This window comes from Luteimonas sp. WGS1318, assembly GCF_043187535.1.
Taxonomy (GTDB): Bacteria; Pseudomonadota; Gammaproteobacteria; order Xanthomonadales; family Xanthomonadaceae; genus Luteimonas.
The window spans coordinates 1,648,728-1,671,707 of the sequence record NZ_CP171131.1; the positions used below are offsets into that span (position 1 = coordinate 1,648,728).

Annotated in this window: 23 protein-coding genes; 11 read left to right on the forward strand and 12 right to left on the reverse strand. The window is 68.2% G+C overall.

What is annotated here, in order from left to right:
• Nucleotides 1-394: 394 nt before the first annotated feature.
• Nucleotides 395-1,150 (reverse strand): type 1 glutamine amidotransferase, encoded by a 756-nt coding sequence (locus ACF3M1_RS07610; protein WP_394004968.1) that lies wholly within the window; start codon nt 1,148-1,150, stop codon nt 395-397.
• 245 nt (nt 1,151-1,395) lie between these two features.
• On the reverse strand, nt 1,396-3,240 hold the full coding sequence (locus ACF3M1_RS07615; RefSeq protein WP_394004969.1) for a DEAD/DEAH box helicase: 1,845 nt from the start codon (nt 3,238-3,240) through the stop codon (nt 1,396-1,398).
• 211 nt (nt 3,241-3,451) lie between these two features.
• Between ACF3M1_RS07615 and ACF3M1_RS07620 the strand changes: the two genes are divergently transcribed.
• Nucleotides 3,452-4,126 carry a glutathione S-transferase gene (locus ACF3M1_RS07620; protein WP_394004970.1) on the forward strand — a complete coding sequence of 225 codons (675 nt, stop codon included), beginning with the start codon at nt 3,452-3,454 and terminating at the stop codon, nt 4,124-4,126.
• Entirely contained in the window at nt 4,123-5,724 is a 1,602-nt protein-coding gene (locus tag ACF3M1_RS07625) for a YdiU family protein (protein WP_394004971.1), read from the forward strand. The genes ACF3M1_RS07620 and ACF3M1_RS07625 overlap by 4 nt, the downstream gene beginning before the upstream one ends.
• Before the next feature lie 777 nt (nt 5,725-6,501).
• Here ACF3M1_RS07625 and ACF3M1_RS07630 read toward each other — a convergent pair.
• Both ACF3M1_RS07630 and ACF3M1_RS07635 read right to left on the reverse strand, forming a co-directional pair.
• Entirely contained in the window at nt 6,502-8,382 is a 1,881-nt protein-coding gene (locus ACF3M1_RS07630) for an ABC transporter ATP-binding protein (protein ID WP_394004972.1), read from the reverse strand.
• A gap of 42 nt (nt 8,383-8,424) precedes the next feature.
• Nucleotides 8,425-9,069, reverse strand: coding sequence for a trimeric intracellular cation channel family protein (locus ACF3M1_RS07635; protein ID WP_394004973.1), 645 nt, complete (start codon nt 9,067-9,069; stop codon nt 8,425-8,427).
• A gap of 150 nt (nt 9,070-9,219) precedes the next feature.
• Between ACF3M1_RS07635 and ACF3M1_RS07640 the strand changes: the two genes are divergently transcribed.
• Complete coding sequence (locus ACF3M1_RS07640; protein WP_394005212.1) at nt 9,220-10,737, forward strand: fumarate hydratase; 1,518 nt, start codon at nt 9,220-9,222, stop codon at nt 10,735-10,737.
• Between the two features lie 61 nt (nt 10,738-10,798).
• Nucleotides 10,799-11,434 carry a glutathione S-transferase family protein gene (locus tag ACF3M1_RS07645; RefSeq protein ID WP_394004974.1) on the forward strand — a complete coding sequence of 212 codons (636 nt, stop codon included), beginning with the start codon at nt 10,799-10,801 and terminating at the stop codon, nt 11,432-11,434.
• A 54-nt stretch (nt 11,435-11,488) separates the two neighbouring features.
• Here ACF3M1_RS07645 and ACF3M1_RS07650 read toward each other — a convergent pair whose 3' ends face one another.
• The 4 genes from ACF3M1_RS07650 to ACF3M1_RS07665 form a co-directional block, all read right to left on the reverse strand.
• The gene (locus ACF3M1_RS07650) at nt 11,489-12,553 is read right to left on the reverse strand and encodes a sterol desaturase family protein (RefSeq protein ID WP_394004975.1); all 1,065 of its coding nucleotides are present in this window, start codon (nt 12,551-12,553) and stop codon (nt 11,489-11,491) included.
• A 161-nt stretch (nt 12,554-12,714) separates the two neighbouring features.
• Nucleotides 12,715-13,854, reverse strand: coding sequence for a phospholipase A (locus tag ACF3M1_RS07655; protein WP_394004976.1), 1,140 nt, complete (start codon nt 13,852-13,854; stop codon nt 12,715-12,717).
• Nucleotides 13,851-15,017, reverse strand: a complete 1,167-nt coding sequence (locus ACF3M1_RS07660; RefSeq protein ID WP_394004977.1) for a mechanosensitive ion channel family protein — start codon at nt 15,015-15,017, stop codon at nt 13,851-13,853. Before ACF3M1_RS07660 ends, ACF3M1_RS07655 begins: the two co-directional genes overlap by 4 nt.
• Before the next feature lie 39 nt (nt 15,018-15,056).
• A complete protein-coding gene (locus tag ACF3M1_RS07665) occupies nt 15,057-15,557 on the reverse strand; it encodes a DUF456 domain-containing protein (RefSeq protein ID WP_394004978.1) in 501 nt (166 codons plus the stop codon).
• Between the two features lie 259 nt (nt 15,558-15,816).
• Here ACF3M1_RS07665 and ACF3M1_RS07670 point away from each other — a divergent pair, with 259 nt between their 5' ends.
• A complete protein-coding gene (locus ACF3M1_RS07670; protein WP_096210538.1) occupies nt 15,817-16,026 on the forward strand; it encodes a cold-shock protein in 210 nt (69 codons plus the stop codon).
• A 73-nt stretch (nt 16,027-16,099) separates the two neighbouring features.
• Here ACF3M1_RS07670 and ACF3M1_RS07675 read toward each other — a convergent pair whose 3' ends face one another.
• Nucleotides 16,100-16,585: a peptidoglycan-associated outer membrane lipoprotein precursor gene (locus tag ACF3M1_RS07675; protein WP_394004979.1), complete on the reverse strand. Its 486-nt coding sequence runs from the start codon at nt 16,583-16,585 to the stop codon at nt 16,100-16,102.
• A gap of 172 nt (nt 16,586-16,757) precedes the next feature.
• On the reverse strand, nt 16,758-17,213 hold the full coding sequence (locus ACF3M1_RS07680; RefSeq protein WP_394004980.1) for a hypothetical protein: 456 nt from the start codon (nt 17,211-17,213) through the stop codon (nt 16,758-16,760).
• 70 nt (nt 17,214-17,283) lie between these two features.
• Here ACF3M1_RS07680 and ACF3M1_RS07685 point away from each other — a divergent pair, with 70 nt between their 5' ends.
• Entirely contained in the window at nt 17,284-18,084 is an 801-nt protein-coding gene (locus ACF3M1_RS07685; protein WP_394004981.1) for a ThiF family adenylyltransferase, read from the forward strand.
• Between the two features lie 45 nt (nt 18,085-18,129).
• Here the strand turns inward: ACF3M1_RS07685 and ACF3M1_RS07690 are convergent, their stop codons facing one another.
• Together ACF3M1_RS07690 and ACF3M1_RS07695 are read right to left on the reverse strand one after the other, a co-directional pair.
• A complete protein-coding gene (locus ACF3M1_RS07690) occupies nt 18,130-18,921 on the reverse strand; it encodes a TatD family hydrolase (RefSeq protein ID WP_394004982.1) in 792 nt (263 codons plus the stop codon).
• Nucleotides 18,922-18,928: 7 nt separating this feature from the next.
• On the reverse strand, nt 18,929-19,168 hold the full coding sequence (locus ACF3M1_RS07695; protein WP_394004983.1) for a DUF6116 family protein: 240 nt from the start codon (nt 19,166-19,168) through the stop codon (nt 18,929-18,931).
• A 182-nt stretch (nt 19,169-19,350) separates the two neighbouring features.
• On the opposite strand from ACF3M1_RS07695, the gene ACF3M1_RS07700 reads away from it, so the two are divergent.
• From ACF3M1_RS07700 to ACF3M1_RS07720, 5 genes are all read left to right on the forward strand, one after another.
• Entirely contained in the window at nt 19,351-20,148 is a 798-nt protein-coding gene (locus ACF3M1_RS07700) for a glycine zipper 2TM domain-containing protein (RefSeq protein WP_394004984.1), read from the forward strand.
• Nucleotides 20,149-20,275: 127 nt separating this feature from the next.
• Nucleotides 20,276-21,439: an acyl-CoA dehydrogenase family protein gene (locus ACF3M1_RS07705; RefSeq protein ID WP_394004985.1), complete on the forward strand. Its 1,164-nt coding sequence runs from the start codon at nt 20,276-20,278 to the stop codon at nt 21,437-21,439.
• A 10-nt stretch (nt 21,440-21,449) separates the two neighbouring features.
• Nucleotides 21,450-21,761, forward strand: a complete 312-nt coding sequence (locus ACF3M1_RS07710) for a mannose-6-phosphate isomerase (RefSeq protein ID WP_394004986.1) — start codon at nt 21,450-21,452, stop codon at nt 21,759-21,761.
• Between the two features lie 25 nt (nt 21,762-21,786).
• Entirely contained in the window at nt 21,787-22,332 is a 546-nt protein-coding gene (locus tag ACF3M1_RS07715) for a GNAT family N-acetyltransferase (RefSeq protein WP_394004987.1), read from the forward strand.
• On the forward strand, nt 22,329-22,973 hold the full coding sequence (locus tag ACF3M1_RS07720; RefSeq protein ID WP_394004988.1) for a glutathione S-transferase family protein: 645 nt from the start codon (nt 22,329-22,331) through the stop codon (nt 22,971-22,973). The genes ACF3M1_RS07715 and ACF3M1_RS07720 overlap by 4 nt, the downstream gene beginning before the upstream one ends.
• Nucleotides 22,974-22,980: the final 7 nt, after the last annotated feature.

Sequence of the window (22,980 nt, forward strand, 5' to 3'; positions counted from 1 at the left end):
AACGGATGGCGATCGACGGCTCGATGCAGGAGCGCGCTCGCGCGCGACGAGTCGCCGGCGAGGCTGCAGCCAAGCGCGCAAGCGCGCACGGAAATGCGGGGAATTCCAAAAAAACGGTCCGGTGCAGGCTGCGCGCTGCGAAGGTCCTTCCGCATGGCGATGACGCCGGATGCGGCGCCGTGCGCTTGCGCGCGACGGATTGGGAAGCGGTGAGGCACATCGCGCGCAAGCGCGCTCCTACAGGGTAAGCGGGCGACGCTGGAAAACGATGCGATGCGATGCGATGCGATGCGTTCGGTGGCGCCGCGCCGCTCGGTCTGAATACACGGGATGCGCGTCGACTGCGTCCTGTAGGCGCGCGCTCGCGCGCGGCGTGCGTGCGTCCGCCTCCCGATCAACCGAACTCGCGCGATGGCAGCACGTAGCGCCTGTCGGGGCGGCCGACGAGATCGAGGAACCGGTTGAACACCGCGTCGGCCTGGTGTTGCATCGGCGCGACGTGCTGCTGCGTCGCCGCGCGGATCGCTGCATCGTCATGAGGCAGGCCGGAGGCGGCCAGTTCGGCGCGATAGGCCGGTGTCGCCAACCAGCGCTCGATCAGCGGCTGATCCATCTCCAGGTGGAACTGGAAGCCGTAGGCGTTGTCGCCGTAGCGGAATGCCTGCTGTTCGCAGCTGTCGGTCCGTGCGAGGTGCACGGCGCTCGACGGCACTTCGAAATGGCGGCCGTGCCACTGGAACACCGGCGACGCGACGCCGAGCGGGGCGAGGACAGGATCGCGCCGCCCGGCGTCGGTGGCGTGCAGCGAATACCAGCCGATCTCGGGACGTTCGATGCGTCGCACCGGCGCGCCGAGCACGTGCGCGAGCAGCTGGGCGCCGAGACAGATGCCCAGTACGGGACGACCGAGTTCGAGCATGCGCTCGATCGCGCGCAGTTCGGTCAGCAGATGCGGACGTGCATGCCGCTCCTCGACATTCATCGGCCCGCCGAGCACGACCAGGCCGCGGTAGCGGTCCACGTTCGGTTGCGCATCCGGCTCGCGCTCGAAGTTGACGAAGCGGATGCGGTGGCCGCGCCGGCGGATCAGCGGATCGAGCGTGCCCAGCGGTTCGGCGGCGACATGCTGGAAGACGAGAATGCGGGGCATGGCGCGATTCTAAACAGACCGTCAGTCGTGCATCGCGTTGCGTGCGACACGCCGCTCGTCATCCCGGCTCCCAAGGTGCGGATGTCTGCTCACGCTTGAAGGTGCGTCCCGAGGGGCGAAGGCCGGGACATCCATCTCGACCCTCGACGACACCCCCGGACATCAAGACGCGCCCCGGCGCTCCCGCCGGGGCGACACGCAGAGGGCGCACGCGGTGACGCCCTCGAGCCTCGCGGCCCGCGACCTCAGCGCGGATCGCGACGCGGCGGCCCCTTGCGCGGACCGCCCGGCTTGAAGCCGCCCGGCCGGTTGCCCGGTGGCTTGGCGCCGAAGGGGCGCTTGCCGCGCGGGGGCGCTGCGGTCATGTCGGCGTCTTCGGCGCGGCGGATGCGGATCGGCTGGCCGCCGACACGCACCTTCTTCAGGTGCTCGAGCAGCTCGCGCGGCATGCCTTCCGGCAGATCGACCAGGCTGTAGTCGTCGCGGATGTCGATGCGGCCGATGAACTTGCTTTCCAGATCCGCTTCGTTGGCGATCGCGCCGACGATGTTGCCCGGCTGCACGCCGTGCACGTAGCCGACCTCGATGCGGAACGTCTCCATGCCGACGTCCGTCGCGCGCGGACCGGTGTCCGGCCGCGGCGCACGCGGCTCGCGGGGCTCACGCGGTTCGCGCGCAGACCGCGAGGCCTCGCGGCCGCCCGGACGCTCGACGAACTCGCGTTCGAACGCCGGCTTTTCCGGCTTGCGCGGCGGCTCCAGCAGCAGCGGCGTGGTGCCCTGGACCACCTTGGCCAGCGCGGCGGCGATCTCGGCCGCCGGCACGTTGTGTTCGCGCTCGTAGCGTTCGATCAGGTCGCGGAAGATGCTCAGGTCGCTGCTTTCCAGCGCGGTCGTGATCTTCTCGAGGAACTTGGTGACGCGCGCCTCGTTGACCGTCTCGACGCTGGGCAGCTGCATCTGCTCGATCTTCTGCCGCGTCGCGCGCTCGATCGCGCCCAGCATGCCGCGCTCGCGCGGGGCGACGAACAGGATCGCCTCGCCACTGCGGCCGGCCCGGCCGGTGCGGCCGATGCGGTGCACGTAGCTTTCGGTGTCGTAGGGGATGTCGTAGTTCAGCACGTGGCTGATGCGGTCCACGTCCAGGCCGCGTGCGGCCACGTCGGTCGCCACCAGCACGTCGAGACGACCGTCCTTGAGGTTCTGGATCGCACGTTCGCGCTGCTTCTGGTCGAGATCGCCGTTGATCGCGGCCGCCGACAGGCCACGCGCCGAGAGCTTCTGCGCCAGTTCCTCGGTCGCCAGCTTGGTGCGCGCGAAGATGATCATCGCGTCGAACGGCTCGGCCTCGAGGATGCGGGTCAATGCGTCGAGCTTGTTGACGCCGCTCACCATCCAGTAGCGCTGGCGGATGTTGGCCGCGGTCGTCGTCGTCGACTTGATCGCGATCTCGACCGGTTCCTTGAGGTAGGTCTGCGCGATGCGGCGGATCTGCTGCGGCATCGTCGCCGAGAACAGCGCGACCTGGCGCGACTCGGGGGTTTTCTTCAGCACCGCCTCGACGTCGTCGATGAAGCCCATGCGCAGCATCTCGTCGGCTTCGTCGAGCACCAGGGCGCGCAGCTCCGAAAGATCCAGCGAGCCACGCTCAAGATGGTCGATCACGCGGCCGGGCGTGCCCACGATCACCTGCACGCCGCGCTTGAGCGCGCTCAGCTGCTGGGCGTAGCCCTGGCCGCCGTAGATCGGCAGCACGTGGAAGCCCGGCATGTGCGAGGCGTACTTCTGGAACGCTTCGGCCACCTGGATCGCGAGCTCGCGGGTCGGTGCCAGCACCAGCGCCTGCGGCTTGCGCGCGGTGGGGTCGATGCGTGCGAGTACGGGCAGCGCGAACGCAGCGGTCTTGCCGGTGCCGGTCTGGGCCTGGCCCAGCACGTCGCGGCCGGCCAGCAACGGCGGAATCGTCGCGGCCTGGATCGGGGACGGGGACTCGTAGCCCACGTCGGTCAGCGCGCGCAGCAGGGTCTCGGGCAGCGCAAGATCGGTGAACTTCAGGGTGTCTGGGGGCGTGATGGGCGTCTCGGCGCTCATGGTGCAGGCTCTCGTAGCGCCGGCGCAGGGCCGGTCGGGGAACCGCATAGTGTAACGGGCCCGCCGCGTGGCCGCCCCGTGTGCGGCGCCGATGCCTGAATGCGCCCTTGGCTTCTGTTCACGTCGGCCTGGTGTCCGCGCAGGAGGCATGGTCTCGGCCGCGCATGGTCCATCATGACCGTCTGCCCGGACGGGCCAACCGGAGACCACGATGATCCGCGTGCACCATCTGAACAACTCGCGCTCGCAGCGCGTGCTGTGGTTGCTGGAAGAGCTGGGCCAGCCCTACGAGGTGGTGCGCTACGCGCGCGACCCCAAGACCATGCTCGCGCCGCCGGCGCTCAAGGCGCTGCATCCGCTGGGCAAATCGCCGGTGGTCGAGCTCGACGGCCGCATGCTGGTGGAGTCGGGCGCGATCATCGAGGCCCTGGTCGAGCGGTTCGACCCCGATCACGCCCTGTCGCCCGCGCCAGGTGACGACGACGAACGCCATCTGTACCGGCAATGGCTGCACTACGCCGAAGGCTCGGCGATGCCGCCGCTGCTGCTGTCGCTGGTGTTCTCGCGGATCCGCAGCGCGCCGATGCCGTTCTTCGTGCGGCCCGTGGCCCGCGGTATCGCCGACAAGGCGATGCAGGCCTTCGTCGGCCCGCAGTTGGTCACGCATCTGGCCTACGTCGAGAGCGAGCTGGGCGCGCGCGCCTGGTTCGCCGGCAGCCGGTTCACGGCGGCCGACATCCAGATGAGCTTTCCGCTGGAAGCTGCCGTCGCCCGCGCCGGCGACCAGGCCGGGCCCAACATCCGGGCGTTCGTCGAGCGCATCCACGCGCGGCCGGCCTACCAGCGCGCGCTGGCGACGGGCGGCCCCTACGCACTGGTCGGATGAGCGGCGCTTCGGCAACGGGCTTGCCCGAGGTCGCGCTCGACCACGGGCTGCGCTTCGACAACCGCCTCGTGCAGGCATTGCCCGGCGATCCGGACGCCGGTGCGCGGCGTCGCCAGGTCGAAGGCGCCGTGTGGTCGCCGGTGCTGCCGACGCCGGTCGCCGCGCCGCGGCTGCTCGCGCATTCGGCGGAGATGGCCGAGGCCCTGGGCTTCGACGAAGCGACGATCGCATCGCCTGCGTTCGCCGACGTGTTCGGCGGCAATGCCTTGATGCCCGGTCTGGCGCCGTATGCGTCGAACTATGGCGGTCACCAGTTCGGCCACTGGGCGGGGCAGCTCGGCGACGGCCGCGCGATCACGCTGGGCGAGGGCACGAACGCGGCCGGCGAGCGCTGGGAACTCCAGCTCAAGGGCGCCGGCCCCACGCCGTACTCGCGCACCGCCGACGGCCGCGCGGTGTTGCGCTCGTCGATCCGCGAATTCCTGTGCAGCGAAGCGATGCATCACCTCGGTGTACCGACCACGCGGGCGCTGTCGCTGGTCGGCACTGGTGACGCCGTGGTGCGCGACATGTTCTACGACGGACATGCCGCGCCCGAGCCCGGCGCGATCGTCTGCCGGGTCGCGCCGTCGTTCATCCGCTTCGGGCATTTCGAGCTGCCGTACGCGCGCGGTGATGTCGCGCTGCTGCGGCAGCTCGTCGACTTCACGATCGCGCGCGATTTCCCGCACCTGCGCGGCGCGGGCGAGTCGCTGTACGCCGACTGGTTCGCCGAGGTCTGCACGCGCACGGCGACGATGGTCGCCGGCTGGATGCGCGTCGGCTTCGTGCACGGCGTCATGAACACCGACAACATGTCGATCCTCGGCCTGACCATCGACTACGGCCCCTATGGCTGGGTCGACGATTACGACCCGGACTGGACGCCCAACACCACCGACGCGCAGGGCCGCCGCTACCGCTTCGGCTGGCAGCCGCGCATCGCGCACTGGAACCTCGGCCGGCTCGCCCAGGCGCTGTCGCCGCTGTTCGGCGATGTCGCGCCGCTGCAGGCCGGCCTCGATGCCTACGCGGCAGCCTATGCTGCGCTCGACCGCCGCAACATCGCCGCCAAGCTCGGTCTGGTGGAGGCGGGCGATGCGGACGTCGAGCTGATGCAGCGCCTGCATGGTGTGCTGCAGGCCGGCGAAGTCGACATGACGCTGTTCTTCCGCGGGCTTGCCGACCTCGACACCCGGGCGCCGTCGCTGGATGTCGTCGCCGACGCGTTCTACGACCCGGCCAGGCGCGAGGCGCTCGGCGCCGAATTCGATGCCTGGCTGCAGGCCTATGTCGCCCGGCTCGATGCTGGTGGCGAACCGGCCGATCTGCGCCGGAAGCGCATGCGCGCCGCCAATCCGCGCTACGTGCCGCGCAACTATCTGGCCCAGCAGGTCATCGACGCGGCGACGCAGGGCGACACCGCGCCGATCGGTGAATTGCTGGAAGTCTTGCGGCGTCCGTATGTCGATCAACCCGGGAACGCGCGGTTCGCGGAGCGCCGGCCGGACTGGGCGCGGACGAAGGCGGGGTGTTCGATGTTGTCGTGCAGTTCGTGAGCTGAGCTGCGCACGCGGCTGTGTTGTTTTTGCTCCGGCTCCGGCTTTGCTTTGGCTTTTGCTTTGGCCTCGGCTTGTGATGTTCGAGCCGTAAAGCGAGCCGAGCATCGCAGGGCGGCGGGGCCGAAGAGCAGCCCATGTTTGAGCGCAGCGAGTTTGGGCTGCGTGCCCGGTCGCCCGAGAAGCGCAGGGGCCCGCCGCGGCTGTATCGCGGCGGATCGCGTCCGGGGATGGCGGTTTTGCTTACTTTTGACAAGACAAAAGTAAGCCGCGCGAACAGCGCGGAAGCTCTGTTCTTCGCGAATTATTGGAATCGGGCGCCAGCGGGTGAACGAAGCAAAGCAAAGCAAATGCACGGCTTTCGCCCGCTGCCGCGTGCGAGTTCCTTTTTGAAGGACCAAAAAGGAACCAAAAAGTCCCTTCGCCGGGCGCGAGCCGACGCGGCTGCGCCGCGCCGGTTCCCTCCGCTCCTCGCCTGACGCGGCACGCAGCCCAAACTCGCTTCGCTCAGACATGGGCTGCTCTTCGGCCGCGTCAGACTCCGGTGCTCGGCTCGCTTAACGGCTCGAAAGATCAAGGGCTGAAAGCCGAAGCCGAAGCCGAAGCCGAAGCCGAAGCCGAAGCCGAAGCCGAAGCCGAAGCCAGAGCCAGAGCCAGAGCCGAAGCCAAAGCCAAAGCCAAAGCCAAAAGCCGAGAGGCGGATGCCAGAGCAAGAGCTGGAGCTAAAACCAAAGCCGGCAGCGTGTCGGTGCAGCCAGTACGCCACACCCCCTGGACTCAGGGATCCCGATACCCCGCCGCCTGCAGTTCGAACAGTTCCGCATACCGCCCGCGCTGCGCCATCAGTTCGGCGTGGGTGCCGCTGGCCTCGATGCGGCCCTGCTCGAGCACGAGGATGCGGTCGGCCATGCGCACGCTGGAGAAGCGGTGCGAAATCAGCACCGCGGTGCGCCGTTCCGACAGTTCCTTGAAGCGCCGGAACACCTCGTATTCGCTGCGCGCATCCAGCGCCGCGGTCGGCTCGTCGAGGATCATCACCTGCGCCTCGCGCATGTACGCGCGGGCGATCGCGATTTTCTGCCATTGCCCGCCCGACAGGTCGACGCCGCTCTTGAAACGCCGGCCGATCAGCTGCGCATAGCCGCCGGGCAGGCCGGCGATGAGGTCGTCGGCCATCGAGCGGCGTGCAGCGTCCTCGATCCGCGCGGTGTCACCCATCGCCTCGATGCGGCCGACGCCGATGTTCTCGCCGGCGGTCAGGTGGTAGCGCACGAAGTCCTGGAAGATCACGCCGGTGTTCGCGCGCAGCGCGTCGAGGTCGTACTCGCGCAGGTCGCGGCCGTCGAGCAGGATGCGGCCCTCGTCGGGATCGTAGAGCCGCGCCAGCAGCTTCACCAGCGTGGTCTTGCCGGCGCCGTTCTCGCCGACCAGAGCCAGCACTTCGCCGGCCCTCAGGGTGAAATCGAGATGGCGCACCGCCCAGCGCTCGGCACCCGGATAACGGAAGCCCACGTTCTCGAACGTGAAGCCGTCGCGGATCGGCTGCGGGAACGGCACCGGATCGGCGGGTGACGTGATCTCGGGTTCGATCGCGAAGAACGAGAACAGATCGTCGAGATACAGCGCCTGGCCGGCGACCTGCGAGAACCCGACCAGCAGGCTTTCCAAGAGCTGGCGCAGGCGGCGGAAGCTGCCGGCGAGGAAGGTCAGATCGCCGATCGTGAAATCGCCGCGCACCGTGCGCCAGGCGATGTAGGCGTAGGCGACGTAGTAGCCCAGCGTGCCCAGCGCGGCCAGCAGCGTGCCCCAGATCGCGCGCCGTCGCGCCAGCGAGCGGTTGGCCAGGAAGAAGCCGTCGGCAAGCGTGCGGTAGCGGTCGATCAGGAACCGGTGCAGGCCGAAGATCTTGACCTCTTTCGCGGTATCCAGACTCGCGCCGGTCTGGCGCACGTATTCGAGCTGGCGGCGCTCGGGCGTCCACTGGAAGTTGAGCGTGTAGCCGAGCGCGTTGAAGTGCGATTCGCCGATGAAGGCCGGGATCAGCGCAATCGCCAGCAGCAGGATCAGCCACGGCGCGTAGACCATCAGGCCGATCGCGAAACTCACCACCGTGATCGCGTCCTGCACCTGGCCGAACAGCTGGCCCATCAGGTTCATGCGGCCCATCGTCTGGCGGCGCGCACGGTCGAGCTTGTCCTGCAGCTCGGGATCTTCGAAATCCTCGAGATCGAGCGTCGCCGCGTGTTCCATCAGCCGCACGCTGGTCGCGTTGGTGAACAGTTCCGACAGTAGATTGTCGGCGTAGCTGACCATCCGGCCGAGCAGATCGGAGCCGATCGCCAGGCCGAATTCCAGCGCCAGCAGCCAGGCCAGATGATCCAGCGCGCCGCCCTTCCAGGCGGTGGCGAGATCGTCGAAGGCGACGCCCGCGCCGACCAGCCGGATCGCCTCGTCGATGATCAGCTTGCCGATGTAGAGCATCACCACCGGCAGGAACGCGCGGATCAACCGCAGGCCCAGGCTGGTCAGCGTCAGGCCGGGGCTGGTCTGCCAGATCAGCTTCAGGAACGGGCGCAGGTTGCGCATCGCGTCGAAGCGTTCGCGCAGGCTCGGGCGCTGCGCGTTGGCGGCGGCGCGCGTGGGGGCAGGTGTCGACATGGGCGCTATCGTATGCGGGCGCGTGGCAGACGACTGCGACCGTCAGCGCATGGCATCGGGCGGTTCGCCATCACCGCCGGACTGCAGCGCCACCGGCAGATGCCAGCCGAAGCGCAGGGCCATCATCCGCAGGCCGAAGCACAGCAGGGCGCCTGCGATCGCGCAGGGCATCGGCGGCCATTGCAGCCAGTGGCCCGTGGCGACCACGGCCGCGCCGGCCAGCGCCGCGACCGCATAGAGTTCGGCGCGCAGGACCAGCGGCACCTGCGCGAGCAACACGTCGCGGGCGATGCCGCCGCCGATGCCGGTGAGCATGCCCAGGCCGGCCGCCATCGGCGGCGGCACGCCGAAATCCAGCGCCTTCTGCGTGCCTGCGACGGCGAACAGCGCCAACCCCATCGCATCGAACATCCGGACCGGCTGCTGCAGCCGCTCGATCAGCGGCGCCCAGGCGAAGCTGATCACGCCGGCCGCCAGCGTGATCGCCGGGTAACGCCAGTCGCTGAGCGCGGCGACCGGGGTCGCGCCGATCAGCACGTCGCGGGTCATGCCCCCGGCCGTGGCCGCTGCGAACGCCAGCACCAGCACGCCGAACAGATCCAGACGGCGGCGCACGCCGAGCATCGCGCCGCTGAGGGCGAAGACGAAGGTGCCGATGAGATCGAGCACCAGAACAAGGGTTTCCATCGGCGCATTGTGCGCTCCGGCGCAACGGTCCGGCACGTCGTCCCCGGACCGGGCGCCCGCCCGGATGGCCTAGAATGTGCGGGTTTTCCGCCAGCCGTCGAGCCCGCCGTGACCGCCAGCCATTCCGTATCCCAGGTGTCCGCGCCCCCCGTGTCGATCCGCCAGGACGATTTCATCCAGTCCATCGCCGACGCGCTGCAGTACATCAGCTACTACCACCCGGTCGACTACATCAAGAACCTTGCCGCCGCCTACGAGCGCGAGGCCTCGCCGGCCGCGAAGGACGCGATCGCGCAGATCCTGATCAATTCGCGCATGTGTGCCGAAGGCCACCGGCCGATCTGCCAGGACACCGGCATCGTCACCGTCTTCCTCGAAGTCGGCATGTCGGTGCGCTGGGACGACGCGACGATGGGCGTGGAAGACATGGTCCACGAAGGCGTGCGCCGCGCGTACAACCACCCGGACAACAAGCTGCGCGCCTCGGTGCTGGCCGATCCGGCCGGCAAGCGCATCAACACCAAGGACAACACGCCCGGCGTGGTCAACGTCAAGATCGTGCCGGGCAATACGGTCGATGTGATCGTCGCGGCCAAGGGCGGCGGCTCGGAGGCGAAGTCGAAGTTCGCGATGCTCAACCCGTCGGATTCGATCGTCGACTGGGTGCTCAAGACCGTGCCGACGATGGGCGCGGGCTGGTGCCCGCCGGGCATGCTCGGCATCGGCATCGGCGGCACCGCCGAGAAGGCGATGCTGCTGGCCAAGGAAGCGCTGATGGAGCCGATCGACATCGTCGAGCTGCAGGCCCGCGGCGCGTCGAACCGCGCCGAGGAACTGCGGCTGGAGCTCTACGACAAGGTCAACGCGCTCGGCATCGGCGCGCAGGGCCTGGGCGGCCTGACCACGGTGCTCGACATCAAGGTCAAGGATTTCCCGACCCACGCGGCCAATCTGCCGGTCGCGCTGATCCCGAACTGCGCGGCCACGCGCCACGCGCATTTCACGCTCGATGGCAGCGGCCCGGTGATGCTCGATCCGCCGTCGCTCGCCGACTGGCCGGAGCTGACCTACAACCCGACCGGCGCGCGCCGCGTCGATCTCGACACGATCACCCCCGAAGAGGTCACGACCTTCAAGCCGGGTGAGGTGCTGCTGCTGAGCGGCAAGCTGTTGACCGGTCGCGACGCTGCGCACAAGCGCATGGTCGAGATGCTCAACCGCGGCGAGACGCTGCCGGTCGATCTCAAGGGCCGCTTCATCTATTACGTCGGGCCGGTCGATCCGGTGCGCGACGAAGTGGTCGGCCCCGCCGGCCCGACCACCGCGACGCGCATGGACAAGTTCACCGACCAGATCCTCGAACAGACCGGCCTGCTGGGCATGGTCGGCAAGGCCGAGCGTGGCCCGACCGCGATCGAGGCGATCAAGAAGCACCGGTCGGTGTATCTGATGGCGGTCGGCGGCTCGGCGTATCTGGTGTCGAAGGCGATCAAGGCGGCGAAGGTGCTCGCGTTCGAGGACCTCGGCATGGAAGCGATCTACGAATTCGAAGTGCAGGACATGCCGGTGACCGTCGCCGTCGATTCGGCCGGCACATCAGTGCACGAGACCGGGCCGCGCGAGTGGAAGGCGCGCATCGGCGGGATTCCAGTGGTCGAGATCGCCTGATCCAGGCGCGCTGCCAGCCGCGAGGCCGGCGGCGCCTTCAAGTTCCAGATCGGAGATCGTCATGTCCGTCGTGCTCTACGGTGCTCCGAGCACCGCATCGCTGGTGGTCCACTGGCTGCTGATCGAACTCGATGTGCCCCATGCATTGCAGATGCTGGATTTCGACAGGCGCGAGCAGACGTCGGCTGATTATCTGGCGCTCAATCCGGCCGGCCGCGTGCCGACGCTGGTCGTCGATGGCGAGGTCATCACCGAAGCCGCCGCGATCGTTCTGCAGCTCGCCGATCGCCATCCCGACGCCGGCTTGGCCCCGCCGGTGGGAAGCCCCGCGCGTGCGCAGTACTACCGTTGGATGTTCTTCTGCGCCAATACCCTGCAGCCGGCCTATCGCGACTGGTTCTATCCCGGAGAACCTGCCGGCGAGGCATATGCGGACGCCGCGCAGCGCCAGGCGCGCGTCAAGATCGAACAGGCCTGGCAGCAGGTGGCGGATCATCTGCGCACCGGCGGGCCCTACCTGCTGGGCGCGCAGCGCTCGGCGGCCGATTTCCTGCTGACGATGCTGATGCGCTGGTCGCGCAGCATGCCCCGGCCGGCGGACAGCTGGCCCGAACTGGCAACCCTGGCAGGCTTGATGAAGACCCTGCCGTCGTTCCACGAGACCTATCGGCGCGAAGGCATCAGCGACTGGACCTGAGCGAAGCTCGGCCCGCGGTCCAGTCTGCGTGACCTGCCATCGCGGGTCGGGCCATCAATCGACGTAGTCGTCGAAGGTCTTCCTGCCGCGGAACGGCATCAGGTGCTGTTTGAGAATGCCCTGCGGCACGGTCTCCAGTTTCATGACGCCGTATTCCTCGGGCCACTGCGCCTGGTCGCGCGGCAGCTTGAACGTGCCCATCAGCATGTCGACCAGCGGCAGGTGGATCGCGTAGTTGACGTCGATGTAGTCCTGCTGCCGCGCGTGGTGCCAGTGGTGGTAGCGCGGCAGCACGAGCAGGTATTCGAGCCAGCCGAAGCGCACGCCGATGTTGGCGTGGGCGACCACCGCCTGCAGGCCCACGAGGATCACATAGGCATTGACCGCCGCCGTCGAAAAACCGAGCACGAGCAGTGGCAGCAGTACGATGCTGCGCGTGAGCACGATCTCGACGAAGTGGATGCGTGAGCCGGCCAGCCAGTCCATTTCGCGACTGGAATGGTGCACGGCGTGGAAGCGCCAGAGCCACGGCACGTTGTGATACGCGCGATGCAGCAGGGCCTGCGCCATGTCGGCGACGAACACCGCGATCAGGAACTGGGCCCAGACCGGCAGCGACTGGATCGCATCCTTGAGCGCGGGAAACGCCGCCAAACCGGCGATCGTCGAGGTGGAGGCGGTCACCAGGATCAGGATGAACTGCACCAGCACGTGGCTCATGAAGAAGTAGGTCATATCCGTTCGCCAGCCGCGGCGCAGCGGCGACATGCGGCGCTTGCCGAGGTAGCGCTCCAGCGGCACGAACACCAATGCCGAAAAGAACAGCGAGATCACGAACCAGTCGAGACCGAGCGAGTAGGGTGTCGCGCCGATGCCGTCGAATTGCACGTTGGTGCCACCGAGCAGTACCGCGAGCGTCGCGCTGCCGACCCCGACCGCCGCGATGCGCTTGTTGCGATCACGCAGGATCGCCAGCGTACCGAGGATGAAGGCCGCGACCAGTCCCACCAGCAGCAGGTGGCGGGCGAAGCCTTCGTTGTAGACCGCCCGGAACTCGCGGCTGGTCAGCAGTTCCGGGAAATGGAAGCAGACCACGCCGAATACGCTGAGCAGCCCCAACAGGGCCGAGGCGTAGGCGAAAAAGGAACGGCGAGGGCGAGCGGTGGCAGTGTCCATACAGCGTTCCGGTCCAGGGGCCGCGGAAGCATACGGCCAAATCGCGCCGTCGTTCCCGGCGGGGGAACGGCGGCGCTGTCGCCCCGGTCAATGCCGGGTGCGGCTCAGAACCACTCGAGCAGAGAGATTCCCAGGCCCACGTAGGTGGCCTTGTGGTTGTAGTCGATCAGGCTCTCGCCGTAGCCGTTGAACACCTGCACATGGCCGCGGAAGTTGCGATGGATCGGGAAGCCCCAGTCGAACTGCAGCGCCCCGCGCGACCGGTCGCCACCGCGCAGCGTGTGCCGGGCCATCAGCGAGAACTCGTGATCACCGCGGACATGGGTGAGCGTCGCGTCGCCACGGCCCATGTAGTCCTCGATGTCCGGGTTGTCGTCATCGTTGCCATCCGACAGCCGGACCCACGGGCGCACCATCAGCGCCCAGTCCTCGCGGTCGAAGCCGAAATTGAACATCACCCGGTTCCAGCTGCGCGACAGCGGATCACCGCGTCCGTTCGACTGGTGGTTGATGCCGATCGCGGCCATCCGGCCGTGCCAGCCGCCGGGAAGACCATAGGCGTTGCGGAACACCATCAGCACTTCGGGTTCGTAGTTGGTCTCGCGGAACGGACGCGACTCGTCGGTGTTGTAGACCTGCCAGCGCGAGCTCTGGGTGTAGCCCATCCAGATGTCGCCATTGGTGCCGAACAGATTCTCGACCGCCTTGGTCTTGAAGCTCAGCTGGAACTTGGCTTCCAGGCTGTCGAGGCCCTGCGGCGTGAGAACGGTGTTGTCGGGGTTCGGCGACGTCGGCGCCTGGTTGACGTTCGAGCTCCAGAACGCGGGCAGCAGGTAGACCGGCTTGTAGGCGCGCAGGTTGAAGATGCCGAGCTTCGAATCCTTGGCCAGCTCCCAGCGCGTATCCAGCAGCGAGCCCTGGCCTGCATTGGCGATCGCGTCGCTCAGCCGGCCCTGGCCATCGTGGGAGTAGAGGCTGCTTCCGCGCGGCACTTCGGCCATCGCATCCGCACGCACGGCCGGGTTCGCGCGCAGCGCGCGAGCCTCGGCGGCCTCGATGTCGGCGATTTCGGGTGGGCGCGCCTGGCGGCCGGTCGCCAGATCGAAGCAGGCGAGACGCTGGGCGTCGTTCTCGATCGCGAGGCAGGCCTCGAGGCTGGCTGGCGCCGAGGGTGCCGTCTGGGCGAACGCGGCCGCGGAGGCGCCGGCGAGCGCGAGCGGCAGGCAGGCGCGGGAGAGTGTCATGGGGTCGATTCCTTGGGGTTGAGCAGATTCTGATCGCTGTTCTGGACATCGGCGACCTGGCGGTCGATATCCCGGTTGACCGAGGTATCGACGCCGATGCTGGTGGCCGGTTCCAGGTCCGCGCCGCGGGGCGGTGCGCCATCATCGACAGCGCGTGACAAGACCACGTGATTCGTGGTCCGCGGCCCTTCGATGCCGGCGCGCCAGAACGCGCCCTTGACCAGGCGGATGGCTTCGCTGCGCGTCTTGCCCAGGTCCGACTGGCGCTGGTCGATCCAGCCGAAAAACCGCAACACGGTCCCCGCGCTGCCGAACTCGACGACGCTCCACGACGGCGCCGGATCGGCCAGCACACCTTCAATGCCGGCGATTTCCGCCAGTGCGATGTCCTGCGCCTTGCGGATCGACTGGCTGGCGTCGACATTGAAGGTGAACTCGAACCGGCGCCTCGGGTTGCTGCTGAAATTCAGCAGCACGGCCTTGAACACCAGCGCGTTCGGCAGCCGCAGCTCATTGCCGTCCATCGTCACCAGCACCATGTCGCGGGCACTGAGCGCGGCCACCTTGCCTTCGTAACTGTCGATGCGGACCGTGTCGCCCGGCGAGAACGGTCGGCGCAGGCTCAGCAGGATGCCGGCGATGTAGTTCTCGGCGATGTCCTTGAACGCGAAGCCCAATGCGAGCCCGAAGACCCCGGCCGAGCCGAGCAGGGCGCCGACCAGCGCCGTGGCATTGAGCAGGTCCAGTGCGACCAGGACGCCCGCGACCAGGATCACGCCGTGGACGACGCGGCGCATGAGCCCGTCGAGGTAGGGGTTGCGCGTGCGCAGACGCAGCCAGTGCAGGCGCTGCGACACCAGACGGCCCAGCCGGGCGGCGAGCAGCACGATCACGATGGCCGCGAGCAGCAGAGGCAGATGCGCGATCATCCGTACGGTGCGCTCGCGGATCTCGTCGTAGACGGCGTCGAATCGTCCGCGCACATCCACGTCCACCTCGACCGGCGGCGCGGTCTCCGCAGCCGCCGGCGTCTGGACGACAGGTGCCGGGGCCGCGGCCGATGCCTGCGGCACGCCGAGCGCGAACAGTGCGAGCAGCAGTGCGGCGGCGATGTACAGCGCGGGGCGCCTGCACCTGGATTCGGACCTCGGCAGTGCGCTCATGCGGGATCGGGGCGGGTTCGACATGGCGCCATTGTCACGTCAGAACCACCACGCCAGCGCAAACACCGCCAACATCAGCACCGCGAGCGCGAGTTTGAGTGCCACGCCGAGCGCGATGCCGACCCAGGTGCCGACCCCCACGCGGGTCGCTTGGCCGAGGTCTGATGGGCGCAGGTTGCGTCGGCTGATCAGTTCGCCGACGACGGCGCCCACGAAGGGGCCGGCGAACAAGCCGGGCAAGCCGAAGAACAGGCCGACGAAGGTGCCGACCACCGCGCCGACCAGGGCCAGACGACTCGCGCCCACGCGCTGGGCTCCGACTGCGGTCGCCCAGAAATCGACGACGAACGACACGGCCGTCATCGCGCCCAGCGCGATCAGCGACAGCGTGCCGACCCGCTCGAAGCCATCGGCCCAGACCGCCAGCAGCATGCCGGCGAACAGTAGCGGCAGCCCTGGCAGCGCGGGCAAGACCACGCCGGCGATTCCCACCAGCATCAGCAGCGCCGCGAGGACGTAGAACAGCCCGGTCATCTCCATGCGGACGGGCCCGTCTGCGGGCGCCGGAAGGGCTGGATCGAGGATCGGTAACTGGATTGCATTTTCATAAATGCCGGGGTACTTTGCAGTCGCTGTGTTTGTCAAGGTCACCGTGATTCGTGACCCTGCGTGAGTAGATTCGTGTTGGCTCGTCCCACCGGTCCGCTGCATCGTCGCACCCGTGTTCTCCTTGCAACCAGCCGCCTGACAGGCGTTTCATCGATCGAAACATCGAACAGTTCCAGGGAGAGAGAGCAACATGGCAGCTCGCGAACAAGGTGTGGTGAAGTGGTTCAATGATGCCAAGGGGTTTGGCTTCATCAGTCGCGAAAGCGGCGAAGACGTCTTCGTGCATTTCCGCGCCATCCAGGGCACCGGCTTCAAGAGCCTCCAGGAAGGACAGAAGGTCGAGTTCGAAGTCGTCCAGGGGCAGAAAGGTCTGCAGGCCGACGCGGTGACGCCGCTCTGATTTCAGGGCCGTCCGCACAGACATGAAAAACCCGGCCTCGCGGCCGGGTTTTTTTTGAGCAGGTGCGGGTCACTCAGTAGACGTAGGCGCGCCCGTTCTGCACGCGCACGTACGCGCCTTCCTGGATGCCGCCCAGATCACTCTGCGACACGACCGTGGTGCGGCCGTCCTGCATGCGCACATGGACGTTGTACTGTCCGCTGCCTTCGACCCGGTTCTGGATGGCGTTCCCGGCCACCGCGCCGCCGACGGCACCCGCGCCGATCGCGACGTTGCGGCGACCCGAACTGTCGGTGTTGCGACGTGCGAGTTCCTTGGCAGCGACCGCGCCGACGACGCCGCCGATCAGCGGGCCTGCAATGTTGGGATTGGTGTTGCCGCCGACGGCTTCGATGCGCGTCACGGTGCCGCAGTCATAGCAGTTCGCCGGACGGTTGTTGTAGCCACCGCCATAGCCACTATTGCCATAGCCACTGTTGCCGTAGCCGGGCGAGGTGGCGCAGCCGGCGAGGGCGAGTGATGCGGCGATGGCCGCGGTTGCAAGCAGACCTTGTTTCATGGGGCATTCCTCCGGTGCTGTCTCAGCCTGGGGCCAGGCGCGCGGGCGCTTGCCCGACACCGGCCACGCTATGCAGCCATGTGTGAACGGCGCAGCAATTCGTTCAGCAGAATCCCATCGGCGACCGGATGATGCAGTTGCGATTCAGACCGACGGCCGCGGGTTGCCCGCCTCAACCCCTGAAGTCGCGATGGCAATCGCGACAGGTGGCCTCTACGGCACCTTGGGTCGATTCCAGGGCATCGCAGGTGTCGGGCGGCTGCGACAGCGCCGCGTCGAGCGTCTGTCGCGTCTGCGTCGCATGGGCGACGAAGCCGCGGTGGTCGCTCAGTTCGGGAAATGCGCGTTCCAGGTCGTTGGACAGGGCCCGCATCGTCTGCAGCTGACCCAGGCTGCTGCTCGACGCGCAGCGCCCGGCCGAACGGTGCGCCGAGAGCTGGGCCATCTGCGCCTGGTAGAGCTGCATCACCGCGCGCGGGTAGTGGTCTTCCCAGGTCCGCTGGCCCTCGATCGCACGCAGTACGACGACGAGTGCGAACAGGCCGGTCACCATCCCGATGACGAACACCACCGCATAGCGAGCGGCGGCGGAGGGCGGTTGCGGTCGTGTCCGGTCGGGTGTCGACATGCGCCTTGCAGGGGATGGAACGCCGCGCGACCTTAGCATGCGTGATCCGCGTGCCCGCTAGAATTGGCGCATGGACGAAGACGCACGCGCACGCTTTTCCGGGATCGAACGCCTGTACGGGCAGGGCACGGTCGCGCGCCTGCTCGATCGGCATGTGGCGATCGTCGGCCTCGGCGGCGTGGGGTCCTGGGTGGCCGAGGCACTGGCGCGCACCGGGGTGGGCACGCTGACCCTGATCGACGCCGACGACATCTGCGTCTCGAACACCAACCGCCAACTGCCGGCGGTCGAAGGCCAGTACGGCCGCAGCAAGGCCCTGGCCATGGCCGAGCGCTGCCGCGCGATCAACCCGTCGATGACGGTGCATGCGCTCGAGGCGTTCGTCACGCCCGCGAACCTCGACGAGATGCTCGACCGAGGCTACGACCTCGTTGTGGACGCCTGCGACAGTTTCCGCAGCAAGGTCGAACTGATCGCCTGGTGCCGGCGCCGCAAGCGGCCGGTGATCACGGTCGGCGCCGCAGGTGGACGGATCGATCCGACGCTGGTGCGGGTGCGCGATCTGTCGCGCACCGAGCATGACGCGATGCTCGCGCTGATCCGCAAGAAACTGCGCGCCGAGTTCAATTTCCCGAAGAGCGCGAAGCGGTACTTCGGCGTGCCGGCGATCTATTCGCTCGAGAACGTGCGCTATCCGCAGGCCGACGGCACCGTGTGCGGCCTGCGTCCGCAGCTCGGGCCGGATGCTGCCCTGAATCTGGATTGCGGCAGCGGCCTCGGTGCCGCGACCCACATCACCGGCGCATTCGCGTTCGCCGCAGTCGGCAAGGCGATCGAGATCCTGCTCAAGCCCGAGCGCACACCGGACTGAACCTGTCGAACGCGCTCGTTCGGAAGTGCGCCGGGCGCGCAGGCCTCAGCCCAGTGGCAGGCCGAACAGGCGGGCGGCGTTGCGCGTGGTCTGCGCGGCGAGGGCAGCGGGGTCTTCCGCGCGCAGGCCGGCAATCGCCTCGCAGATGCCGACCAGGTAGGCGGGCTCGTTGCGCGCACCGCGGTGGGCGCTGCCGGGCTGGTCCGGCGCATCGGTTTCCAGCAGCAGTTGATCGGCCGGAAGTCCGGCGACCAGGCGATGCAGGCGTTGCGCGCGGTCGTAGGTCACCGGTCCCCCGATGCCGACATGGATGCCCAGGTCCCACAGCCGACGCGCCTGCTGCGGGCTGCCACTGAAACTGTGCACCACGCCGCGGATGCCGTCGAAGCGCCGGAGTGCGGCGATCACCTGATCGACGGCGCGGCGGGCATGGACGATGACCGGGAGGTCGTGGGCGCGCGCGAGCCGGAGCTGGCCCTCGAAGTAGACAGCCTGCACATCGGGGTCCAGGCCGTCGACGAACAGGTCCAGGCCGCATTCGCCGATCGCCACCGGGCGTTGCGTGCGGATGCGGTCGTCCAGTCGGTCGAGATCGTCGGGCGCATGGTCGGCCAGAAACATCGGGTGCAGACCCCAGGCCGGATGCAAGTCGGGCTGCGCCTCACAGAGGCCACCCAGCTTCGACCAGCCGCCACGGTGCGTGGCCGGCACCACGTGCGCGACGACCCCTCCGGCGCGTGCGCGCGCCAGCACGGCATCGCGATCCGGATCGAATTGCGCGACATCGAGGTGGCAATGGCTGTCGACCAGCCGCAAGGGTGGAGCTGCCGCGTCCATGTACGGATCAGGATCGCCGCGCGTCACCGTCGATCGGCGCGCGACTGGCGGTCTTGGCTGGTTTCGGCTCGCGCTTGCGCTTGGCCAGCATGACCGTCGCAAGACCCAGCAGGACCTCGTCGACCAGGATGATCGGATCCGGAATCAACAGATTGATGCCGAACAGCGTCGCGATGACGACGAACAGGCGCGGATAGCTCAGTCGCGAGAGCCAGGCGATCAGCGGAGCAGAGAAGACACTGCGCATCGGAAACCCTCGATCGGATGCAATGCCGGCACGCTAGCACGCGGTGGCGGAATGGACGCCCAGCGTCGGAATGTTTAACGCCGCGTCAGCCTGGCAGCGCAATTGCCGGCCTGTATTCAGCTTGGGAGTGCTGCAATCGGCTCCGACAGCACGACTGGCCGCAGCGGCCGAAAGGAGATCATATGAAAGGCAACACTCTTGCGATCGCACTGGCTTCGCTGCTCGTCGGCGGCGTGGCCGTTGGCGCCTACCACAACAGCCGCGATGCGGCGCCGCGTGCGGATGTCGCTTCGCCGGAGGCCGCGCTGACCGTCGACGCCGTGACCGGCGAGCCGATCGATGCGCCGGCCGACGCGCTGGAATACGCGGATGTCCTCGCGGTACGGCCCGTGACCGAATCCGGTCAGGTCTTCGCGACCGTGCTCGGCACCGATCCGGTGCGCGAGACCATGACCAGCACCTCGCCGCGTGAAGTGTGCGAGGACGTGGTGGTGCAGGAACGTCTGCCGGAGCGCGACGGCAACGTCGGCGGCACCGTGGCTGGTGCCTTGATCGGCGGCCTGGTCGGCAACCAGATCGGTGGTGGCAACGGTCGCAAGGTCGCGACCGTCGCCGGCGCCGCGACGGGCGGCTACGTCGGCAACCGGATCGACCGCAACCATGTCGGCGGGCGGGTGGTCGAGCGGGTGGACCGCCAGTGCCGCACCGTCCAGGATTCGTCGCAGTCCTCGCGCGTGGTGGCCTACAACGTCACCTATCGCAATCCGGACGGCACGACGGGGTCGATGCGCACCGACAGCAAGCCCGGCAACCGCATCCTGCTCGGCGACGAGCAGAAGACCATCGGCTACGACGTGACCTACCGCTACGACGGCAGCGAGCGCACCATCCGGATGCAGGACGACCCGGGCGAGCGCCTGCCTGTGGTCAACGGCCGGATCATGACCGCGGCGATCGACGACGCGCCCGAGCGCGGCTGAGCGCGCGTCCGCGCCATGTGACTCCCTCGACGGGCCGGCGTTTGCCGGCCCGTCTTTTGTTGCAGTGCTCCACGCCACCCGGGCGGCGGTCGCTAGAATGGACGGCACCCCGTCGGATCGAAGCGCCATGGCCCTGCATCCCTACGACCTCTACGACGTGCGTTCGCTGCTCAGCGATGAGGAGCGTGCGGTCCAGGACGCGGTGGCGCGCTTCACCGACGAGCGGGTGCTGCCGATCATCGGCGACTGTTTCGACCGGGCGCGATTCCCGAACGAGCTGATCCCCGAGATGGCTGGCCTCGGCCTGCTCGGTGCGACGTTGCCGGAGGACTACGGCTGCGCCGGCCTCAATTCGGTCAGCTACGGCCTGATCTGCCAGGAACTTGAGCGCGGGGACTCCGGGCTGCGCAGCTTCGCCAGCGTGCAGTCCTCGCTGTGCATGTATCCGATCTTCGCCTACGGCAGCGAGGAACAGCGCCGACGCTGGCTGCCGGCCATGGCCAAGGGGGAGGTCATCGGCTGCTTCGGCCTGACCGAAGCGCACGGCGGCTCGGATCCGGCGAACATGAAGACCCATGCGAAACGCGACGGCGACGACTGGGTGCTCAACGGCTCCAAGATGTGGATCACCAGCGGCAATCTGGCCCACGTCGCGATCGTCTGGGCGCAGACCGACGACGGCATCCAGGGCTTCCTGGTCGAGAAGGACTTCGCCGGTTTCACCGCGCAGGAGATCAAGCACAAGATGAGCCTGCGCGCGTCGGTGACCAGCGCGCTGTACTTCGACGGTGTGCGCGTGCCGGAGGCGAACCGCCTGCCGAACGTCAAAGGCCTGAAGGGGCCGCTGGGCTGCCTGACGCAAGCGCGCTACGGGATCACCTGGGGGCCGATCGGCGCGGCCATCGCCTGTCTCGACGAGGCGCTGAACTATTCGAAGGAGCGCATCCTGTTCGAGCGCCCGGTCGCGGCGACCCAGAGTGCGCAGATCAAGATGGCCGACTGGGCGCGCCGCATCACGACGGCGCAGCTGCTGTCGCTGCAACTCGGTCGTTTGAAGGACGCGGGCAACATGCAGCCCACGCAGGTGAGCCTCGCGAAGTGGAACAACTGCCGCATGGCGATCGATATTGCGCGTGAGGCGCGCGACCTGCTCGGCGGCGCCGGCATCACCACCGAACACAGCCCGATCCGCCACGCGCTCAACCTCGAATCGGTGATCACCTACGAGGGCACCGAGACCGTGCATCAGCTCGTGGTCGGGCGTGAACTGACCGGCATCAACGCCTTCTGAGATCGTGATCATGCGCACCGTGCGTTCCAGCGAATTCACTGCGGATCGGGCTTGGGGTGCGCTCGACATCGCCGCCATCGAAGGCGCGAGCGTGCGCCTGCACTGGACCGACCAGCCCTACCGCTGGCACGTCAACGATGGTGAGGAGGTGTTCGCGGTGCTCGATGGTCGTGTCGAGATGCGCTACCGGGAGGCCGGCGTCGAACACGCCGTGATCCTCGGTGTGGGCGATCTGTTCCACGCCGGCGCCGGTGACGCCCATGTCGCCCACCCCCTGGGCGAAGCGCGCATCCTGGTCATCGAAAAGGCCGGCAGCGTGTGAGCCGAGCCGGCACGAGGACGCCGCGTTGACCACGCCCATCCTGCATACGGAGCGCCTCACGCTGCGGGTTCCCCAGGTCGAGGATTTCGAGCGCTATGCCGAGGTGATCGGCGATCCCGTGGCCGCGCGCCACATCGGTGGCCATCTGCCGCGCGCCGGTGCCTGGCGACGCTTCCTGCAGATGCCGGGTGCGTGGTTGCTGCAGGGCTTCGCGATGTTTTCGGTCATCGAGACCGCGAGTGGGCGCTGGGTCGGCCAGGCCGGTCCCTGGCGACCCGAAGGCTGGCCCGGCAACGAGATCGGCTACGTCTTCCATCCCGATGCCTGGGGGCAGGGGTACGCGCTCGAATCGGCCGTGGCGGCGATCGACTGGGCGTTCGATACGCTCGACTGGGACGAGATCGTGCACTGCATCGCGCCGGAGAACGTGGCTTCGCAAAAGGTCGCGCAGCGTCTGGGATCGACCGTGCGCGGGCCGGTGCGCCTGCCACCGCCCTCGGACGGGGTGGCGGTCGAACTCTGGGGGCAGACACGTGCACAGTGGCGGGCGGGCAGGATGGGGCGCGGATGACCCGCCTCTACGGCTATTCGCCCTCCGGGAATTGCCACAAGGTCCGGCTGCTGATGGAGCAGCTGGGCCGCCCGTACACGTGGGTCGAGACCGACAGCAGCCGTGGTGCTGCGCGCACGCCGGACTATCTGGCGAAGAATCCGATCGGCCAGGTTCCGATGCTGGAGCTCGACGACGGCCGCATCCTGGTCGAATCGAACGCGATCCTGTGCTTTCTCGCCGCCGGCACGCCGCTGTTGCCGAGCGATCCCTGGGACCACGCGCAGGCGCTGCGCTGGATGTTCTTCGAGCAGTACAGCCACGAGCCGGCGATCGCGGTCGCGCGCTTCATCCGCGGCTGGACCGAGCCCGATTCGCCACGTCGCACGGAACTGCCTGCGCTGCAGGCGCGCGGCCATCGCGCGCTGGCGGTAATGGACGGCCACCTCGCCGGCGGCGCAGCATGGTTTTCCGGCAGCGCCTACGGCGTCGCCGATATCGCACTGTTCGCGTACACCGCCGTCGCGCCCGACGGCGGCTTCGACCTGGCCCCGTATCCCGCGCTGCGCGACTGGCTCGCGCGCGTGCGCGCGGCGCCGGGTTTCATCGACATGCCGGCGCCCGCGCCGGAACACGCCGCGAGGCTCGCGGCCACTGACTGAAGGTGAC

What these genes read in the sequence shown, in the direction of transcription:
- ACF3M1_RS07685 (WP_394004981.1), top strand. Translation starts at nt 17,284, where the DNA reads ATGGACGAAGACGCACGCGCACGCTTTTCCGGGATCGAACGCCTGTAC.
- ACF3M1_RS07670 (WP_096210538.1), top strand. Translation starts at nt 15,817, where the DNA reads ATGGCAGCTCGCGAACAAGGTGTGGTGAAGTGGTTCAATGATGCCAAG.
- ACF3M1_RS07655 (WP_394004976.1), bottom strand. Translation starts at nt 13,854, where the DNA reads ATGACACTCTCCCGCGCCTGCCTGCCGCTCGCGCTCGCCGGCGCCTCC.
- ACF3M1_RS07675 (WP_394004979.1), bottom strand. Translation starts at nt 16,585, where the DNA reads ATGAAACAAGGTCTGCTTGCAACCGCGGCCATCGCCGCATCACTCGCC.
- ACF3M1_RS07690 (WP_394004982.1), bottom strand. Translation starts at nt 18,921, where the DNA reads ATGGACGCGGCAGCTCCACCCTTGCGGCTGGTCGACAGCCATTGCCAC.
- ACF3M1_RS07710 (WP_394004986.1), top strand. Translation starts at nt 21,450, where the DNA reads ATGCGCACCGTGCGTTCCAGCGAATTCACTGCGGATCGGGCTTGGGGT.
- ACF3M1_RS07695 (WP_394004983.1), bottom strand. Translation starts at nt 19,168, where the DNA reads ATGCGCAGTGTCTTCTCTGCTCCGCTGATCGCCTGGCTCTCGCGACTG.
- ACF3M1_RS07665 (WP_394004978.1), bottom strand. Translation starts at nt 15,557, where the DNA reads ATGGAGATGACCGGGCTGTTCTACGTCCTCGCGGCGCTGCTGATGCTG.
- ACF3M1_RS07700 (WP_394004984.1), top strand. Translation starts at nt 19,351, where the DNA reads ATGAAAGGCAACACTCTTGCGATCGCACTGGCTTCGCTGCTCGTCGGC.
- ACF3M1_RS07630 (WP_394004972.1), bottom strand. Translation starts at nt 8,382, where the DNA reads ATGTCGACACCTGCCCCCACGCGCGCCGCCGCCAACGCGCAGCGCCCG.
- ACF3M1_RS07610 (WP_394004968.1), bottom strand. Translation starts at nt 1,150, where the DNA reads ATGCCCCGCATTCTCGTCTTCCAGCATGTCGCCGCCGAACCGCTGGGC.
- ACF3M1_RS07635 (WP_394004973.1), bottom strand. Translation starts at nt 9,069, where the DNA reads ATGGAAACCCTTGTTCTGGTGCTCGATCTCATCGGCACCTTCGTCTTC.
- ACF3M1_RS07625 (WP_394004971.1), top strand. Translation starts at nt 4,123, where the DNA reads ATGAGCGGCGCTTCGGCAACGGGCTTGCCCGAGGTCGCGCTCGACCAC.
- ACF3M1_RS07680 (WP_394004980.1), bottom strand. Translation starts at nt 17,213, where the DNA reads ATGTCGACACCCGACCGGACACGACCGCAACCGCCCTCCGCCGCCGCT.
- ACF3M1_RS07645 (WP_394004974.1), top strand. Translation starts at nt 10,799, where the DNA reads ATGTCCGTCGTGCTCTACGGTGCTCCGAGCACCGCATCGCTGGTGGTC.
- ACF3M1_RS07720 (WP_394004988.1), top strand. Translation starts at nt 22,329, where the DNA reads ATGACCCGCCTCTACGGCTATTCGCCCTCCGGGAATTGCCACAAGGTC.
- ACF3M1_RS07615 (WP_394004969.1), bottom strand. Translation starts at nt 3,240, where the DNA reads ATGAGCGCCGAGACGCCCATCACGCCCCCAGACACCCTGAAGTTCACC.
- ACF3M1_RS07620 (WP_394004970.1), top strand. Translation starts at nt 3,452, where the DNA reads ATGATCCGCGTGCACCATCTGAACAACTCGCGCTCGCAGCGCGTGCTG.
- ACF3M1_RS07660 (WP_394004977.1), bottom strand. Translation starts at nt 15,017, where the DNA reads ATGAGCGCACTGCCGAGGTCCGAATCCAGGTGCAGGCGCCCCGCGCTG.
- ACF3M1_RS07705 (WP_394004985.1), top strand. Translation starts at nt 20,276, where the DNA reads ATGGCCCTGCATCCCTACGACCTCTACGACGTGCGTTCGCTGCTCAGC.